Below are 18731 nucleotides of genomic sequence, written 5' to 3' on the forward strand. Positions count from 1 at the left end.
ATGACCTCCGCCCCCTTTTTTCCCCGTCCGCAGGATGAAAGCGCCCTGCGCCAGGCCATCACGGCCGCCACCCGCCGCCCCGAGCCCGAGGCCCTGGCCCCCCTGCTGGCCGCCGCGCGCCTGCCGCCTGCGCTCCAGCAGGCGGTACAGACCCGCGCCCTGGCGCTGGCGCAGGCCTTGCGCGAGCGCAAGGGCGAGGGCGGGCGCGCCGGCCTGGTGCAGGCGCTGCTGCAGCAGTTCGCGCTGTCGTCGCAGGAAGGCGTGGCGCTGATGTGCCTGGCCGAGGCGCTCTTGCGCATCCCCGACGCCGCCACGCGCGACGCGCTGATCCGCGACAAGGTGGGCGCCAGCGACTGGACGCGGCACCTGGGACAAAGCCCGTCGCTGTTCGTCAACGCCGCCACCTGGGGCCTGCTCATCACCGGGCGGCTGGTGGCCACGCACAGCGAGACGGGCCTGAAGGACGCGCTGCGCCGCCTGACGGCGCGCGGCGGCGAGCCTTTGATCCGAAAGGGCGTGGACGTCGCCATGCGCATGATGGGCGAGCAGTTCGTGACCGGCGAGACCATTGAGCAGGCCCTGGGCAACGCGCGCCGGCTGGAATCGCGCGGTTTTCGCTACTCCTACGACATGCTGGGCGAGGCGGCACTCACGGCCGAGGACGCCGAGCGCTACCTGCAGTCCTACATCGACGCCGTGCATGCCATAGGCCGCGCGAGCAGCGGGCGCGGCGTGTATGCCGGCCCGGGCATCTCCATCAAGCTCAGCGCCCTGCACCCGCGCTACCAGACTGCGCAGTGGCAGCGCGTGATGGACGAGCTGTACCCGCGCGTGCTGCAGCTGGCGCAGCTGGCCAGGCAGTACGACATCGGCCTGAACATCGACGCCGAAGAGGCCGACCGGCTGGAGCTGTCGCTGGACCTGCTGGAGCGCCTGTGCCACGAGCCGTCGCTCGCAGGCTTTCACGGCATCGGCTTCGTCATCCAGGCCTACCAAAAGCGCTGCCCGTTCGTCATCGACTGCGTCGTCGATCTGGCGCGCAAGAGCGGCCACCGGCTGATGGTGCGCCTGGTCAAGGGCGCTTACTGGGACAGCGAGATCAAGCGCGCCCAGGTGGACGGCCTGGCGGACTACCCTGTCTACACGCGCAAGGCGCACACCGACGTGTCGTACATCGCCTGCGCGCAAAAGCTGCTGGCTGCGCCAGACGCCGTCTATCCCCAGTTCGCCACGCACAACGCGCAGACGCTGGCCACCATCTGGGAGCTGGCCGGCCCCGAGCGCTACGCACCAGGGCAGTACGAGTTCCAGTGCCTGCACGGCATGGGCGAGCCGCTGTACGAGCAGGTGGTGAGCCAGCGCCCCTGCCGCATCTACGCCCCCGTGGGCACGCACGAGACGCTGCTGGCCTACCTGGTGCGCCGGCTGCTGGAAAACGGCGCCAACACCTCGTTCGTCAACCGCGTGGCCGACGCGCAGCTGCCGCTCGAGTCGCTGATCGAAGACCCTGTTGCCACGGTCGATGCGCTGGCCCGCACCGAAGGCGCGCCCGGCCTGCCGCACCCGCGCATCGCCCTGCCGCGCGACCTGTATGGCGCGGCGCGCGCCAACTCGGCGGGCCTGGACCTGGCCAGCGCGCCGGTGCTGGCAGACCTGGCGCAGGCGCTGCAGATGAGCCGCGCCGCGCCCGTGCTGGCGGCGCCGCTGGTGGCGGGCGAGTCCAGTCAGAATTTCGAGTCAAAAGCACCTCCAGCGCCCGCCCAGCAAGCGCCAGCAGCTATCGAAATAGGAGCGACCGAAGCTCTGGACGTGCGCAACCCCGCTGACCACGGCGACCTGGTCGGCACCGTGCGCGAGGCCACGGGCGCCGATGTGGACGCGGCCCTGGCCGCCGCCCAGGCCTTCCAGCCCGCCTGGGCCGCCACGCCGGCGGCCGCGCGCACGCAGCTGCTGCGCCGCGCGGCCGATCTGCTGGAGGGCGCCGCGCCGCGCCTGCTGCCGCTCATCATGCGCGAGGCCGGCAAGACCGCCGCCAACGCCGTGGCCGAGCTGCGCGAGGCCGTGGACTTCCTGCGCTACTACGCCGCCCAGGCCGATGCCTTCGACAACGCCACGCACCAGCCCCTGGGCCCGGTGGCCTGCATCAGCCCCTGGAACTTCCCGCTGGCCATCTTCATGGGCCAGGTGGCGGCCGCGCTGGCCGCCGGCAACGTGGTGCTGGCCAAGCCGGCCGAGCAGACGCCGCTCATCGCCCACGAGGCCGTGCGCCTGCTGCACCAGGCCGGCGTGCCGCCCGCCGCCGTGCAGCTGCTGCCCGGGCGCGGCGAGACCGTGGGCGCGCGCCTGGTGGGCGACGCGCGCGTGCAGGGCGTGATGTTCACCGGCTCCACCGAGGTCGCGCGCCTGCTGCAGCGTGCGCTGGCGCAGCGCGTGGGCCCGCACGACCAGCCCATCCCGCTGATCGCCGAGACAGGCGGGCAAAACGCCATGATCGTGGACTCCTCCGCCCTGGCCGAGCAGGTGGTGGCCGACGTGGTCAGCTCGGCGTTCGACAGCGCCGGCCAGCGCTGCTCGGCCCTGCGCGTGCTGTGCCTGCAGGCCGACTGCGCCGACCGCACCCTGGCCATGCTGCGCGGCGCCATGCAGCAGCTGCGCGTGGGCGACCCGACCGTGCTGGCCACCGACGTCGGCCCGGTCATCGACGAAGAGGCGCGCCAGGGCATCGCCCGCTACATCGACGAGCGCCGCGCTGCAGGCCACGCCGTGCACCAGGTGGCGGCGGGTGAGAGCGGCGCCCGCGCGCGCGGCACCTTCGTGCCGCCCACGCTGGTCGAGCTGCAGGACGCGTCGCAGCTGGGCCGCGAGGTCTTCGGCCCGGTGCTGCACGTGCTGCGCTACGAGCGCGCCGGGCTGCCCCAGCTGCTGGCCCAGATCAACGCCACCGGCTACGGCCTGACGCAGGGCGTGCACACGCGCATCGACGAGACCGTGGCCCGCGTGGCCGCCCAGGCGCATGCCGGCAACCTGTACGTGAACCGCAACATGGTCGGCGCCGTGGTGGGCGTGCAGCCCTTTGGCGGCGAAGGCCTGTCGGGCACCGGCCCCAAGGCCGGCGGGCCTTTGTATCTGCTGCGCCTGCTGTCGCGCCACCCGGCGGGCGCCGCCCGCACCGCCCTGGCCCACACCGCCGCCCAGGCGCCGGACGACACCCTGCAGACCGCGCTGCTGGCGCCGCTGCACGCGCTGCAGGCCTGGGCCTTGCAGCAGGGCCGCAGCGCCCTGGCAGGCAGCTGCGCCGCGCTGGCCCAGGCCAGCTGCGCCGGCCTGTCGGCGCGCCTGCCCGGCCCCACCGGCGAGCGCAACGACTACCGCCTGCTGCCGCGCGAGCGCGTGCTGTGCCTGGGCAAGGACGACGATGCCCGCCTGCTGCAGCTGGCCACCGTGCTGGCCGCCGGCAGCCAAGTCCTGTGGCCGGCCAGCGCGGTGGCCCTGCGCGCCCGGTTGCCCGCCGCAGTGCAGGAGCGGATGATTTTGGCGGCCGACCCTCTGGCTGCGGATTTCGACGCCGCATTGCAGGATGGCGACGCCGAAAGCCTGCGGGCCATTCAAATGCAATTGGCCGAGCGCCCCGGCGCCCTGGTCGGCCTGGCGGCCGTGCGCAGCGAAGAAGAAGCAGTGGCCGCGCTGCTGCGCCTGATATTGGAGCGTGCCGTGAGCATCAATACCACGGCTGCCGGCGGCAATGCCAGCCTGATGACCATGGCGTGAAGGCCATTCAAAGGAAAACCGGCCGCCAGGCGGCTGTGGACAAGCGCAGGCAGCTATCTTCTATGTAGCACCATTGAGCAGCACAACGCGAAAGGCGCGGCAGATTCTTCTGCCGCGCCTTTTCTTTTTCTGGCCGCTTCATTCGTTTAATACTGCCTTAATAAATGAATAATAAAATGGAAGAATTTTTATTTTGAATATCCCCAACATTTAAGCGGTCGATATTGCCTTTTCATTTGATCCGCATCAATTGGAAAACTCTTCGAATAAGAATAATCGAATCACGCGATAAAGAAACAAGAGTATCTCCCATGCCTGAAACCCATTCCCCCGCACGCCCCAGCGCGCCGCCCGCGGTGCAGCAGGGCAAGCGCACCTTCTTGCAGGACCTGGTCGGCCTGGCCACCGCCTTCGGCCTGACGGCGGCCGCGGCCCCCGCCGCTGCCCTGACCTTGCCCGGCACCACCCAGCCGCCGCGCCGCCCCGGCATGGAGGGCAAGCGCTTCGGCATGCTGGTGGACATCCGCAAGTGCATCGGCTGCCAGGCCTGCACGGTGAGCTGCTCGGTGGAAAACTTGCCGCCCATCGGCCAGTTCCGCACCACGGTGCTGCAATACGAAATCGACAAGCCCGACGGCTCCATGCCCGCCATGGTCAGCCTGCCGCGCCTGTGCAACCACTGCGAGGAGCCGCCCTGCGTGCCCGTGTGCCCCGTGCAGGCCACCTTCCAGCGCACCGACGGCATCGTGCTGGTGGACAACGAGCGCTGCGTGGGCTGCGGCTATTGCGTGCAGGCCTGCCCGTATGACGCGCGCTTCATCAACCACGAGACGCAGACGGCCGACAAGTGCACCTTCTGCGAGCACCGGCTGGACGTGGGCCTGCTGCCCGCCTGCGTGGAAAGCTGCGTCGGCGGCGCCCGCGTGATCGGCGACCTGAACGACCCGGGCAGCGAGATCAACCGCCGCATGGCCGCGCACACCGAGGGCGTGAAGGTGCTGAAACCCGACATGAAGACCGAGCCGCGCGTGTTCTACATCGGCCTGCCCGACGAGTTCGTCCATGGCGTGGCCGGCCAGGCCAGCGTGCGCCTGGTGTCCGACCACTGAGCCGCCAAGGAGAAAACCCCATGCAGATCACCGAACTGCTCACCCCCGCCTACGAGGCGGCCTGGCTGCCCTGGGCGGTGCAGTACTTCTTCCTGGCCGGCGTGGCCACGGGCGCCGCGCTGCTGACCAGCCTGTGCGCCTTCGGCGCGCCGCACTCGCGCCTGGCCCGGCTGCTGCCCACGGCCGTGCTGACGCTGGCCATCAGCAGCGTCGCCGCGCCGGTGTCGCTGCTGGCCGACCTGCACCAGCCGGCGCGCTTTTGGCACTTCTATGCGTACTTCACGCCGTGGTCGTGGATGTCGGTGGGCGCCGTGCTGCTGCCGGTGTTCATCACGCTGGCGCTGGCCATGTGCGCCGCCTGGTGGCTCGGCCGCCCGGGCTGGATGCGCCTGCTGGCCGGCGCGCTGGTGCTGTCGGCGCTGAGCATCACCGCCTACACCGGCGCCGAGATGATGGTCATCCGCGCCCGCCCGCTGTGGAACACGCTGTGGGTGCCCGTGAACCTGGCGCTGACCGGCTGGCTGGCGACCGTGGGCACGGCCTTCGTGCTGGAGCGCTTTTTGCCCGCCGCGCAGCGCCCCGGCGCGGCCGCACTGCAGCTGCTGCGCAGCCTGGGCCTGCTGCTGGCCGCCGCCCTGGTGGCCGTGGCGCTGGCCTGGGCTGCCACCGGGCTGGCCGGCGGCAACCCATCGTTCAAGGCGGCGCTGCGCCTGTGGGACTTCCCCGTCTGGCGCCTGAGCATCGTGGCCTCGGCCATCGGCGGCGTGGCCGTGGTGGCGGCGCTGGTGCGCGGCCGGTGGCGGCTGCAGCAGCCCGGCTACACGCTGGTGCTGGGCCTGGGCCTGGCGGCCAGCGCCTGGGCCTTTCGCTGGGCGCTGTTCATGGGCGTGCAGGGCGTGCCCAAGTTTGGCGCCGGCCTGTACCTGTACCAGATGCCGCTGGGCAGCGACGGCCTGATGGGCATGCTGGGCGTGGCCGGCCTGTGCGTGGCGCTGGTGGCCCTGGCCGGCTGGGCGCTGGAGCGCTGGCCCGGCCGCGCACCGCTCGCCGCCTGACGCCCTTCATTCAATTTCAAGCAAAACCCGCCTTTAACCCACGCCAGGCAAGCGCCGGCAGCTATCAAAAGCATAACAACGCTGCCCACCCCCTGGCTCCCAAGGACACACACCATGACTGACAAGACCCCCCGCCCCACCGCCCCCAAGGGCCAGCAGCCCGACAACAGCCGCCGCCGCATGCTGCTGCGCGGCGGCGCCGTGGCCGGCGGGCTGACGGCGTTTGCCGCCGGCTACGGCGAAGTCGTCGCCAAGGGCGCCCGCGGCTTGGTGACGGGCAGCTCCGGCAAGGTCATGCCCAGCGCCACGCGCGGCGCCTCGCTCACGCCCGAATTCCGCATCGACCCGGTGACGGGCGTGCTGTCCACCCAGCCCGGCCAGGTGGTCAGCCCATCGAGCTGCCTGGGCTGCTGGACGCAGTGCGGCGTGCGCGTGCGCGTGGACACCGAGAAGGACGAGATCATCCGCATCGCCGGCAACCCCTACCACCCGCTGGCCACCACCCACGCCGCGCCCATGGATGCGCCGGTGCGCGAGGTCTATGCCCAGCTGGGCGGCGACAACGGCCTGGAGGGGCGCGCCACCTCGTGCGCGCGCGGCTCGGCCATGCACGCGCACCAGAAGGCGGCGCACCGGGTGCTGGCGCCACTCAAGCGCGTGGGCCCGCGCGGCTCGGGCCGCTGGCAGACCATCTCGCTGGAGCAGCTGGTCCAGGAGATCTGCGACGGCGGCGACCTGTTTGGCGAAGGCCACGTGGACGGCCTGCGCGCCATCCGCGACGTGAAGACGCTGATCGATGAGCACAACCCCGAGTACGGGCCGAAGTCCAACCAGCTGCTGTTCACCGACGCCTCCAACGAAGGCCGCACGCCGCTCATCAAGCGTTTTGCCGGCCCGGCCTTCGGCACGGTGAACGTGTCCAACCACGGCGCCTACTGCGGCCAGAGCTACCGCGTGGGCACGGCTGCGGCCCTGGGCAACATCCCCGGCATGCCGCACGGCAAGCCGGACTGGAAGAATTCGCGCTTCGGGCTGTTCCTGGGCACGGCGCCGGCGCAGGCCGGCAACCCCTTCCAGCGCCAGGGCCGCGAGCTGGCCGAGGCGCGCTCGCGCGAGGACAACGCCTACAAGTACGTGGTCGTCTCGCCGCTGCTGCCCACCTCGTCCAGCCACGCCGCGGGCGACAACAACCGCTGGCTGCCCGTCAAGCCCGCCACCGACCTGGCGCTGGCCATGGCGCTGATCCGCTGGATCATCGACAACGAACGCTACGACGCCAAGTTTCTGACCCAACCCGGCCCCGCCGCCATGGCCGCCGCCGGCGAGGCCGCCTGGAGCAACGCCACCCACCTGCTGGTCAACGACCCGCAGCACCCGCGCCACGGGCAGTTCTTGCGCGGCGCCGACCTCGGCCTGCCGCTGCCCGCCCCGGTGGACGACAAGACGCCCGCCGAGGACGTGTACGTGGTGCAGCTGGCCGACGGCACGCTGGCACCCCACACCACCGCCCAGCCGGCCGAGCTGCTGGTCGAGCGCAGCTTTACCCCTGCCCGCGCGCCCGGCGCCACCGAAGAGCCCGCCGCCCTGCCCGTGTGCACGGCGTTCGTGAAGCTGCAGGGCGAGGCCCGGCGCATGACGCTGCAGGAGTATTCCGACCTGTGCGGCGTGCCGGTGGCCGAGATCGAGGCGCTGGCGCGCGAGTTCACCAGCCACGGCAAGCAGGCCGTGGCCAATTCGCACGGCGGCACCATGAGCGGCGCGGGCTTCTACACCGCCTACGCGATCGCCATGCTGAACAACCTGGTGGGCAACCTGAACGTCAAGGGCGGCTGGGTGCTGGACGCCGGCCCCTTCGGCCCCTTCGGCCCCGGGCCGCGCTACAACTTCGCGCAGTTCGAGGGCATGGTCAAGCCCACCGGCGTGGCTCTGTCGCGCACGCGCTTTCCGTACGAGAAGACCAGCGAGTTCAAGCGCAAGAAGGAAGCGGGCGAGAACCCCTACCCGGCCCGCGCGCCCTGGTACCCCGCGCCCGGCGGCATGAGCAGCGAGATGCTGGCCGCCGGGCTGCTGGGCTACCCCTACCCGGTCAAGGCGTGGATCAACCACATGAGCAACCCGGTGTATGCCATCTGCGGTTTTGACAACGCCCTAACCGCGGCGGTGAAGGACCCGAAGAAGCTGCCGCTGTTCGTCTCGGTGGACCCGTTCATCAACGAGACCTCGGCCCTGGCCGACTACATCGTGCCCGACACCGTGACCTACGAGAGCTGGGGCATCGGCGCGCCCTGGGCCGACGTGATCGCCAAGAGCTCCACCGTGCGCTGGCCCGTGGTCACCCCGGCCACGGCCAAGACCGCCGAGGGCCGCCCGGTGAGCCTGGAGAGCTTTCTGTTCGCCGTGGCCGGCGAGCTGCAGCTGCCTGGCTTCGGCAAGAACGCCATGGCGACCAAGGACGGCAAGCCGCTCGACCTGGAATGCGCCGAAGACTTTTATCTGCGCGGCATGTGCAACATCGCCTGGCAGGCCGGCAAGCCCGTGGGCGAGGCCAGCGACGACGACATCGCCCTGACGGGCCTGGCCCGCTGGATGCCGCAGCTGCAGCAGCGCCTGAAGCCCGAGGAAGTGCGCCGCACCGCCATGGTCATGAGCCGCGGCGGGCGGTTTGACCAGGTGGAAGAAGCCTGGAAGGGCGAGCACGTCAAGGCCGCGCACAAGGTGCCGGTGCAGATCTGGCACGAGGGGCTGGCGAAGATGCGCCACTCCATGACCGGCGAGCGCTACGCGGGCTGCCCCACGTGGTTCCCCACGCGGCTGGCCGACGGCTCCAGCATGCGCGAGCACTTTCCCGAAAAGGACTGGCCGCTGACGTTGAGCTCGTACAAGTCCAACCTGATGAGCAGCATGTCGATCGCCGCCGCGCGCCTGCGCCAGGTGCACCCGCACAACCCCATCAGCCTGAACAAGGAAGACGCGGCGCGTTTGGGCATTGGCAACGGCGACGCCATCGAGGTCACCACGCCTGGTGCCAGCGTGCGGGGGGTGGCGCTGGTGCGCAGCGGCATTGCGGCGGGGGCGGTGGCCATCGAGTATGGCTATGGGCACAAGCAGCTGGGGGCGGTGGCGCATGTCGTGGACGGCCGGGCCACGGCGCATGAGGCGCAGCATGGCAATGGGGTGAATTTGAATGATTTGGGGTTTGCGGACCCGACGCGGCCGGCGAAGGACAACGTGTGGATTGACTGGGTGTCGGGGGCGGTGGTGAGGCAGGGGTTGCCTGTGCGGGTGCGCAGGGTGTGATGGTGCTCTTTGTTTGATAGCTGGTTGCGCTTGTCTGGCTTAGCTTTCCTGCTGCTTTGATTGTTGGTGTTTTGCTGGGTTGGGGAGCCGGGACTCGCCCCGGCGGGCGACCTCCTTTTCTTGCTCGCACAAGAAAAGGAGGCAAAAGAAGTGCGCCCCCGATGCCCGTATCCCCTTCGCTGCGCTACGGGGCAGCCTGCGATGCTCGGGCGCAGGGCGGTGCTGCGTAACTCACTGCGCTGCTGCGCAGCTCCGTTCAAACAAACGCAGCAAGCTAGACCACGAAGCAGGTGTGTCCTTCGGCACACCTGCCCGCCCCGCGCCCTGCGCTTCTCGGTACGGGCATAGGGGGTTGAAGCCCCGACACGGGCCATCGCTGCGCTCGGCCTGGCCTTCGCGGCGCTCAGCGCCTGCGCGCACGGGGCCGAGCGCAGCGATGGCCCGTATCGTGGCTGTTCAACCCCCTTGAGGCTGCGCCTGTGGCGGGGCGCTTGCGGGGTGGGCATGGGCGTCGTAGCGCCCATGCCTTCGTAATCTGACTGGCCGCGTTTGTTTGAACGGAGCGCGTCAGCGCGCAGTGAGTTATGCGGCCCACCCCGCAAGCGCCCCGCCACAGGTTTGCCCCGTAGCGCAGCGAAGGGGTCGCAGACTGCGGAGGCACGTTTCTTTGCCTACTTTCTTGTCGTGCGACAAGAAAGTAGGTCGCCCGCCGGGGCGAGTCCCGGCTCCCCAACCCAGCAATAGACCAACAACCAAACCAGCCCGCAACCCAAGCCAGCCCCCCAAAAAGGCATGATTCCCCCATGCACCTCCTGATCGTCGAGGACAACCCCCTAGTCGCCAGCGGCATCCGCACCGGCCTCCTCCTGCACGGCATGCAAGCCGACATCGCCCCCACCGCCGCCTCCGCCCAGGCCCACATGGACGCCCGCGCCTACGACGCCTGTGTGCTCGACCTCGGCCTGCCCGACGGCGACGGCATGGCCCTGCTGCGCCGCTGGCGCGCCGCCGGCCTGGCCCTGCCCGTGCTCATCCTCACCGCCCGCGGCACGCTGCAGGACAAGATCGCCGGCTTCGAGCAAGGCACGGACGACTACCTGACCAAACCCTTCGACCTGCCCGAGCTCGCCTTGCGCCTGCAGGCCCTGGTGCGCCGCGCCAGCGGGCGCGCCAGCGACCGCGTGCCGCTCGGCCCCGACTGCGAGATCGACCTGGCCGCTGCCGCCGTGTACCTGCGCGGCGAACCGGTGGAGCTGCCCCGGCGCGAATGGGCGCTGCTGGCCGCGCTGGTGCAGGCCGGCGGGCGCGTGCTCAGCACCGCGCAGCTGCACGACAGCCTGTACGGGCTGGAGGGCGACGTGGGCAGCAACACCGTCAACGTGCACGTGCACCACCTGCGCCGCAAGCTGGGCGCCGAAGTCATCGACACCGTGCGCGGCCAGGGCTTTCGCCTGGGCGCGCACTGCGGCCCCACCGCCCCATGAGCAGCAGCAGCCACGACAGCCCCGCCCCACGCATGAAAAGCCTGCGCCGCCGCCTGGTGCTGGGCCTGGCGCTGGCCACCTGCCTGCTGTGGGCCGTCGTGGGCTGGTGGCGCGTGGGCGTGCTGCAGGGCGAGCTGGAGGCCATGCTGGACGAGCGCCTGGTGGCCTCGGCCCGCATGGTGGCCAGCATCGTGCACCAGTTCCAGCCGGCGCCCGTGCCGGCCCCCTCCCCTGACGAGGCGGCCCTGCAGCAGCAGCTGCATTCCGTCATCGCCCGCGACGGCGTGGCCTGCGAGGTCAGCCTGGTGCGCAGCGAGGTCGAGGTGCTGCCGATTGCCCGCACTGGCGACGCGCCCGCGCATTCCACGCTGGGCGCGCCGGGCTTTGGCACCATCACCAAGGGCGGCAAGACCTGGCGCACCTATGTACTGCAAGACGGCGAGCTGCGCGTGGCCACCTCCGACCGGTTGGACCTGCGCGCGCAGCTGGCGCGCTCGGCCATGCGCTCGCTGATGCTGACCTTTGCCGTGGCGCTGGCCGGCGTGTGGCTGCTGGTGTGGCTGCTGGTCACGCGCTGCCTGCGCCCGCTGGCACAGCTGCAGCACGAGCTGCGCCAGCGCCAGCCCCAGGCCACCGAGCCCGTGCGCGCCGGCCAGGACGTGCGCGAGCTCGCGCCCCTGGTGGCCAGCCTGAACGCGCTGCTGGCGCGCGCGCGCAGCGCCATCGAGCACGAGCGCCGCTGGACGGCCGACGCCGCGCACGAGCTACGCACGCCGCTCACCGCCATCAAGACCCAGGTGCAGGTGGCGCAGATGGCGCTGGCCACGCCGGGGCGCGACGCCATCGCCCACGAAGCCCTGGGCGCGGCGCTGCAGGGCATCGCCCACATGCACGGCACGCTGGAGCAGCTGCTGCAGCTGGCCCGCGTGGAGGGCGCGGCCACGCCCGAGGGCGCGCACGCCACGCCGGCGGCGGCCATCGCCCAGGCGCTGGAGCGGGCCGTGCAGCAGTCGCGCCAGCGCGCGCAGCACGAGCGCGGCAGCGCCCCGGCCGTCGATGTGCGCTGCCAGCCGCCCGCGCACGACGCCGCCTGGCAGCGCGGGCACATCGCCGTGCCCGCCGCGCTGCTGGCCAGCGCCATCGGCGACCTGCTGGACAACGCTTTGCGCCACCACGCCGGCGACGGGCCGGTGGAGTGCACGCTGGCCCTGCTGCCCGGGGCCGGGGGCGATGCGCCGGGCTGTGCCGAGATCACCCTGCGCGACCACGGCCCCGGCCTGACCGAGGAAGAATGCGTGCTGGCCACGCAGCGCTTTTGGCGCAAGGGCGCCACCAGCAGCACCGGTAGCGGCCTGGGCCTGACCATCGCGCGGCGCATTGCCGAAAGCGGCGGCGGCACGCTGCAGCTGGCGCCCACCCACCCCGGCCTGATCGCGCGCCTGCGCTGGCCGCTGCAGCCGGCCGGCTGACGACGCCAAAGGAGACACCCGCACACCATGCCTTCATCGCCCATGCTCGTCCTCGGCCCGCTGGTGCTGCCGTGGGCCGGCGTCATCGTGCTGGCCGCCTGGCTGGCCGCCAGCACCGTGCACGACCGCGCCGGGCGCCGCGCCGGCCTGCCGCCCGGGCCCCACGCGTGGGCGCTGGCGCTGCTGGCGCTGGCTGCTGCGCGCCTGGGCTTCGTGCTGCAGTACGGGCGCGAATACGCCAGCGCGCCCTGGGCGGCGCTGGACATCCGCGACGGCGGCTGGGCCGCCGGCTGGGGCCTCTTGGCCGCCCTGCTGTACGTGCTGGCCCTGTGGCTGCGCCGCCACCCGTGGCGCCGGCCCGTGGCGCTGGCCGCCGCCGTGGGCGCCGGGCTGTGGCTGGCCGGCACGGGCGTGCTGCAGCTGGCGCAGCCGGCCCTGCCGGCCGCCCTGCCTGCCTGGCAGGGCGTGGCGCTGGATGCGCGCCCCGTGCAGCTGCCGGCGCTGCAGGGGCAGCCCGTGGTCGTCAACCTGTGGGCCAGCTGGTGCCCGCCGTGCCGGCGCGAGATGCCGGTGCTGCTGCGCGCGCAGGCCGAGCACCCGCAGGTGCGCTTTCTGTGGGTCAACCAGGGCGAGGCGCCCGAGACCGTCATCGGCTTTGCCGCCGCCCACCAGCTGCCCCAGGCCGACGTGCTGCTGGACACGCCTTCGCAGCTGGGCGCCCTGCTGGGCCACCGGGCGCTGCCGACCACGCTGTTTTTCAACGCCCAGGGCGAGCTGGCGGCCGTGCGCAGCGGCGAGCTGTCAGCCGCCACGCTGGCCCAGCACCTGGCGCTGATCGCGCCCGCCCAGGCGCTCACAAAACCATAGCTACTGGCGCTTGTTCTGCGGCGTCTGCAAGCCAAAACACCGTGAAAACGGCGCCAGGCAACCGCAGGCAGCTATCAAAATCGCAGTAATGCCCGGCTGGCGGACTTACTTGTCGCGCACACCCAGGCGGTCGAACAGGCCGCCGCTGGGCCCTTGCAGCCCCTGGCCCGCGCCGCCTGCGGTCTGCACCGCCGCCAGAAAGTGCGCCATGGCCTCGGAGGCGCGGCTGCGCTCTTCGCCGCTGCGCACGGTCTCGTCGATGCTGGCGCCGCCCGCCAGATACAGGCGCAGCCAGCTGCGCGGCGCGTGGGCCAGGCGATCGATCAGGCGCAGGGGCACGTCAAAGCGGCTGTCCTGCCCGGCCTGCGCTCCGTCCTGCGCGTCGCCGCTGCGCACGCGCAGGCGCACCACCTCGGAGTTGCCGATGTGCACGTCGATCCCGGTGACGGCCGGCTGCGGCGGCGGCAGGCTCACCACCAGTTGCGCCTGGCCGGGCTTGGCACCGCTCCAGGAGGCGGCCAGGCTGGGGCAGCGCGGCCCGCCGCTGCAGACCAGCCGCTCGGGCGCCACGCTCACGGCCTTGTCGCCCTCCTGCGTCACGGTGCTCGATACATGCGGCAGCAGCGCGTTGCTGCTGCTGGCGCAGCCGGTCAGCACCAGCAGCGCGGCGGCAAGGGAAAGCAGGGAAAGACGCATCTTGGAAACCTTTTTGTCTGGCAAAGAAGAGGCCGCTGTGGCGTGTGCAGCGGCGGCCCGGCGCTCACTGCAGGGCCTGCTCCAGGGCCCGGACCAGCGCTTGTTCATCGTATGGCTTTTGCAGATAGACCGGCTCGCGCCCTGCTGCGCCCTCGCCGGGCGCGCCCGGCGTGGGGTCGTAGCCCGAGGCGAAGACGACGCGCAGGTCGGCGAAGTGCCGCTGCGCCTCGGCCGCCAGCTCGGTGCCCGGGCGCCCAGGCAGGCTGATATCGGTCACCAGCACGTCCACCGGATGCGCGTGCAGCAGGCGCAGCGCCTGGGCAGCGTCGCCCGCCGTCAGCACCGAATGCCCCAGGTCGCCCAGGATGTCGGCGGTGAGCGTGCGGATCATCTCCTCGTCCTCGACCAGCAGCACACGCAGGCCGGACGGGCGCGGGCTGGCCGCGGGCGCCGACGGCGCCGCCGCGGGGGCCAGGGGTGCGGGCGCGGGCTGCTGCGCCGCGGCCTGCACCAGCGCCTGCACCTGCTGCTGGCCGCGCAGCACGTGGCGCACCTTGCGCGCCAGTTCTTCGCGCGTGTAGGGCTTGCTGAGCAGCTCCACGCCGGCGTCCAGCCGCCCGCCATGCACGATGGCGTTTTGCGTGTAGCCCGAGGTGAACAGCACCGCGATGCCCGGCAGTCGCTCGCGCGCCTTGCGCGCCAGCTCCGGGCTGCGCAAGGTGCCGGGCATGACCACGTCGGTGAACAGCAGGTCGATGGGCATGCCGCTCTCGACGATCACCAGGGCGCTGTCGGCATCCTTGGCCTTGAGCACGCGGTACCCCAAGTCGGCCAGCATCTCGACCACGGTGGCGCGCACGCCCTCGTCGTCCTCCACGACCAGCACCGTCTCGGTGCCGCCCACCGCGGGGCCGGTGCGGGTGTCGGTGGCGATGTCCTCCTGCTGGTGGGCGCGCGGCAGATAGATGCGCACCGTGGTGCCGTGGCCAGCCTCGCTGTAGAGCTTGACGTGCCCGCCCGACTGCTTGACGAAGCCATACACCATGGACAGGCCCAGTCCGGTGCCCTGCCCTTCGGGCTTGGTCGTGAAAAAGGGCTCGAAGACGTGCTCGAGCACGTCCGCGGGAATGCCCGAGCCGGTGTCGGTCACGGCCAGCACGACGTACTGCCCGGGCGTCACGTCGGTGTGGCGCAAGGTGTAGCCGTCGTCCAGCAGGGCGTTGCCGGCCTCGATGGTCAGCTTGCCCTGGCCCTTCATGGCATCGCGGGCGTTGATGGCGAGGTTGAGCAGCGCGTTTTCGACCTGCGCCGTATCGACGAAGGCATTCCACAGCCCGCCGGCGACCACGGTCTCGATCTCGATGCTCTCGCCCAGGGCGCGGCGGAACATGTCATCCATGTCGCGGATCAGCCGGCCCAGGTTGACGACCCTGGGCGCCAGCGGCTGGCGCCGCCCGAAGGCCAGCAGCTGCGAGGCCAGCTTGGAGCCGCGTGCCACGCCGCCGAGCGCGTTGCGCAGGCGCAGCTCGGCGCGCTCGTGCCCGGCCAGGTCCTTTTGCAGCAGCTGCAGGTTGCCGCCGATGACCTGCAGCAGGTTGTTGAAGTCGTGCGCCACGCCGCCCGTCAACTTGCCCACGGCCTCCATCTTCTGCGCCTGGCGCAGCTGGTCTTCGGCATGGCGCAGGGCCTCGGCCTGGCTCTTGGCGGCTGTCACGTCGCGCGCGGTGCAGTACAGCAGCCCGCTCTCGGGCACGGCCGTCCAGGACAGCCAGCGGTAGGAGCCGTCGCGCGCGCGAAAGCGGTTTTCAAAGTCGATGGTCGTGGCGCCGTCGGCCAGCCGCGCCACTTCGGTGCGCGTCCTGGCGCAGTCCTGAGGGTGCTCCAGCCACTCGGAGGTCTTGCCGACGATCTCGTCCTCGCGCCAGCCCAGCACCTGGGTCCAGGCCGGGTTGACGCTTTGCCACACGCCGTGGGTGTCGGCCACGCCGAGCAAGTCGCTGCCCAGGCGCCAGATGCGGTCGCGCTCCTGCGTGCGCGCCTCCACGCGCTGCTCCAGCGTCGCGTTCAGCTCGCGCAGGGCCTGCTCTGCCTGCTTGCGCTGGGTGATGTCGCTCACCGTGCCGAACCACTCGACGATCTCATCGCTGGCGTCCAACAGCGGCACCGCCCGCGAGCACGCCCACCCCAGCGTGCCGTCGCTGCGGCGCACGCGGTGCTCCAGCTCGAACGGGCGCTTGCTGCGGATGGCCTGCCCGATGACGGCCAGGATCTTCTCCCGCTCGGCCGGGTCGCCGTACTCCTGCAGCCAGCGGTGGGTGGGCTGGGCCGCATCGGCAAGAAAGTCGCGGCCCACCAGCTGGCGCAGCTCGCTCCAGTCCGGGCTCATGCGGTAGATGGCGTCCGAGCTGGCACTGACCAGGGCGCGAAAGCGCCGCTCGCTGGCTTCCAGCTCGGCCGTGGCCTCGCGCCGCAGCCGCGCCAGCTTCAGGTTGGCCTCCACCCGCGCCAGCAGCTCGCGCGGGGAGAACGGCTTGACGAGATAGTCGTCGGCGCCTGCCTGCAGCCCTTCGACGCTGGCCTCTTCGCCGGCGCGCGCCGACAGCGCGATCACCGGCAGACCCTGCAGTGCCGGGTCGCTGCGAATGGCGCGCATCAGGCCAAAGCCATCCAGGCGCGGCATCATGATGTCGGTCAGCACCAGGTCGGGCCGGCGCGCATGGATGGCCTCCAGCGCCGCCTGGCCGTCGGCCACGGCCTGTACGTGGTGGCGCCCGGACAGCAGCCGGCGCACGTAGTCGCGCATGTCGGCGTTGTCATCGGCCAGCAGGATGTGCGCAGGCTGGCAGGCCAGCGCATCGCCCGGCAGATCGGCCGCGATGTCTTGCAGGGCGCTGCTCTGCGGCTCGGCCCCGGGCAGCCAGCGCAGCGCCTCATCCACATACATCTGCGCGCGGCCGGCGCTGGAGGCCAGCGCGCGCTCTTCGCGCACATGCTCGGCCGGCAGGTGCCGGCTGCCCAGCGGGAGGCTGACCGTGAACGTGGTGCCGCGCCCCTCCTCGCTGGCCACATCGATGGTGCCGCCGTGCAGCTTGACCAGCTCATGCACCAGCGCCAGGCCGATGCCGCTGCCTTCAAAGCTGCGCCCGCGCGCGCCGTCGATGCGGTGAAAGCGCTCGAACATGCGCGGCAGCTCCTGCGCGGGGATGCCCGTGCCGGTGTCGCGCACCGTGAGCGTGGCCACCCCCTGGCCCGCTGTCACGCTGACCGCGATCTCCCCTTCGAAGGTGAACTTGAAGGCGTTGGACAGCAGGTTGAGGACCACCTTTTCCCACATCTCCCGATCGACGAAGACCGGCTCGGGCAGCGCCGGGCACTGCACGATGAGCTGCAGCCCGGCCTTTTCAGTGGCCGAGCGGAAGTTGCTGGCCAGCTCGGCCGTGAGCGCAGCCAGGTCGGTGGGCTCGAAGTGCGCCCTGGCCCGGCCCGCCTCGATGCGCGAGAACTCCAGCAGCGTGTTGACCAGCTTGAGCAGGCGCAGGCCGTTGCGGTGGGCGATCTGCACGCGCTCGCGCTCGTCCTCGGGCAGGCGGTCGGCCTGCGCCATCGAGTCTTCCAGCGGGCCCAGCAGCAGGGTCAGCGGCGTGCGGAACTCGTGGCTGACGTTGGAAAAGAACAGCGTCTTGGCCTGGTCGATGGCGGCCAGCGCCTCGGCCCGCTTGCGCTCTTCCTCATAGACCTCGGCATTGGCTATGGCCGCTGCGATCTGGCCGGTCAGAAGCGTCACAAAGCCCTGGTAGTCCGGGTCGAACTGGCGAAACGGGCTCAGCCCGACGACCAGCGCCCCTGCCTGCCGGCCTTCGCCCGAATGCGCGATCGGCAGCACCACGGCGCGGGTGGGCGGCAGGTGCCAGGCGCCCGTGGGCAGGTCGGCAAACTGCGCCGGCAGGTCGTCGGCGATGCGCAGCTCTTGCGCCTGCAGCACCTCGGCCAGCGGCCAGGGGGACGGGCCGTCCAGCGCGATGGACGCTGGCGCAGCCGCGTGCCCCGCGGCGATGCCGGCCGCTGCTGCCAGCGTCATCGCCCCGCCTTGCGCGTCCGCCATGTACAGCAAGGCAAACGGCAGGTCGTGCCCGTTGGTTGCCAGCGCTGCAGCGCTGCGCTCGCACACCTGCTCGCGCGTGCGCGCGTCCACGATGCGCGAGGACAGCTCATGCAGCAGCGCCAGCTGACGCTCGGTGATCACGCGCCGCGTGTCATCGGTGTTGGCGCAGATGATGCCGCCCGGACTGCCGTCGTCGTCGGGAATCGGGCTGTAGGAGAAGGTGTAGTAGGTCTCCTCGGGGTAGCCGTTGCGCTCCATGATGAGCAGCTGCTCTTCGACATAGATGCCGCTCACGCCGCCCATCGCGGTTTCCAGCATGGGACCGATCTCGCTCCAGATCTCGCGCCACACCTGCGAGACCGGCCGCCCCAGCGCCCAGGGGTGGCGGGCGCCGATGATCGACTTGTAGGCGTCGTTGTAGAGGTAGGTCAGCTCCCTGCCCCAGCCGATCCAGATCGGCTGGCGCGACGTGAGCATGATGCCGACCGCCGTCTTCAGGCTCTGCGACCAGGCGTGCGCCGGCCCCAGCGGGGTGTCAGACCAGTCGCGCTCGCGCATCAGCGCGGCCAGTTCTCCGCCTGCGGACAGGCAGGCGGGAGCGGCGGCGTCCGGCTGGGAGTTTGCGTGCTTCACATCAGCGTCCACGGGAGTTCTGCGCCTTGAAAAAGCCTTGGAGGGACGGATTATTGCCCGCCGGCTCAGCCGAAGCAGCCTGCCCGGGCGCTACCGCAAAGTCAGCGTCTGCCGGCCGCATACCTGCCGGCACTTTGGCGTCAGCGCTGCCGGCGCGGCACACCCTTGAAGGCGATGCGCAGCCTGTTCAACCGCCGCGCCTGCAAGGGCGGGAACTCACTCCCACTCCATCATCAATAGGCCTCGCTAAC

Annotated in this window: 9 protein-coding genes; 7 read left to right on the forward strand and 2 right to left on the reverse strand. The window is 71.3% G+C overall.

The window, feature by feature from the left end; genetic code table 11:
• The 7 genes from putA to C7H73_RS11145 all read left to right on the forward strand — a co-directional run bounded on the left by putA (position 1) and on the right by C7H73_RS11145 (position 13049).
• Positions 1-3768 carry a trifunctional transcriptional regulator/proline dehydrogenase/L-glutamate gamma-semialdehyde dehydrogenase gene (gene putA / locus C7H73_RS11115; protein WP_106846708.1) on the forward strand — a complete coding sequence of 1256 codons (3768 nt, stop codon included), beginning with the start codon at positions 1-3 and terminating at the stop codon, positions 3766-3768.
• A 311-nt stretch (positions 3769-4079) separates the two neighbouring features.
• Complete coding sequence (gene dsrO, locus C7H73_RS11120; protein ID WP_106846709.1) at positions 4080-4877, forward strand: sulfate reduction electron transfer complex DsrMKJOP subunit DsrO; 798 nt, start codon at positions 4080-4082, stop codon at positions 4875-4877.
• Positions 4878-4897: 20 nt separating this feature from the next.
• Complete coding sequence (gene nrfD / locus C7H73_RS11125; RefSeq protein ID WP_106846710.1) at positions 4898-5932, forward strand: NrfD/PsrC family molybdoenzyme membrane anchor subunit; 1035 nt, start codon at positions 4898-4900, stop codon at positions 5930-5932.
• A gap of 114 nt (positions 5933-6046) precedes the next feature.
• Positions 6047-9229 (forward strand): tetrathionate reductase subunit A, encoded by a 3183-nt coding sequence (locus C7H73_RS11130; protein ID WP_106846711.1) that lies wholly within the window; start codon positions 6047-6049, stop codon positions 9227-9229.
• 803 nt (positions 9230-10032) lie between these two features.
• Positions 10033-10713: a response regulator gene (locus C7H73_RS11135; RefSeq protein ID WP_106846712.1), complete on the forward strand. Its 681-nt coding sequence runs from the start codon at positions 10033-10035 to the stop codon at positions 10711-10713.
• On the forward strand, positions 10710-12182 hold the full coding sequence (locus C7H73_RS11140; RefSeq protein ID WP_227001328.1) for an ATP-binding protein: 1473 nt from the start codon (positions 10710-10712) through the stop codon (positions 12180-12182). Before C7H73_RS11135 ends, C7H73_RS11140 begins: the two co-directional genes overlap by 4 nt.
• Positions 12183-12209: 27 nt before the next feature.
• Positions 12210-13049 carry a TlpA family protein disulfide reductase gene (locus C7H73_RS11145; protein ID WP_227001329.1) on the forward strand — a complete coding sequence of 280 codons (840 nt, stop codon included), beginning with the start codon at positions 12210-12212 and terminating at the stop codon, positions 13047-13049.
• A 105-nt stretch (positions 13050-13154) separates the two neighbouring features.
• Here the strand turns inward: C7H73_RS11145 and C7H73_RS11150 are convergent, their stop codons facing one another.
• Positions 13155-13745, reverse strand: a complete 591-nt coding sequence (locus C7H73_RS11150) for a hypothetical protein (protein WP_106846714.1) — start codon at positions 13743-13745, stop codon at positions 13155-13157.
• A 64-nt stretch (positions 13746-13809) separates the two neighbouring features.
• The gene (locus C7H73_RS11155; RefSeq protein ID WP_227001330.1) at positions 13810-18480 is read right to left on the reverse strand and encodes a response regulator; all 4671 of its coding nucleotides are present in this window, start codon (positions 18478-18480) and stop codon (positions 13810-13812) included.
• Positions 18481-18731 lie beyond the last annotated feature (251 nt).

Origin of the sequence: Pulveribacter suum, assembly GCF_003013695.1 — a bacterium.
Lineage (GTDB): Bacteria > Pseudomonadota > Gammaproteobacteria > Burkholderiales > Burkholderiaceae_C > Melaminivora > Melaminivora suum.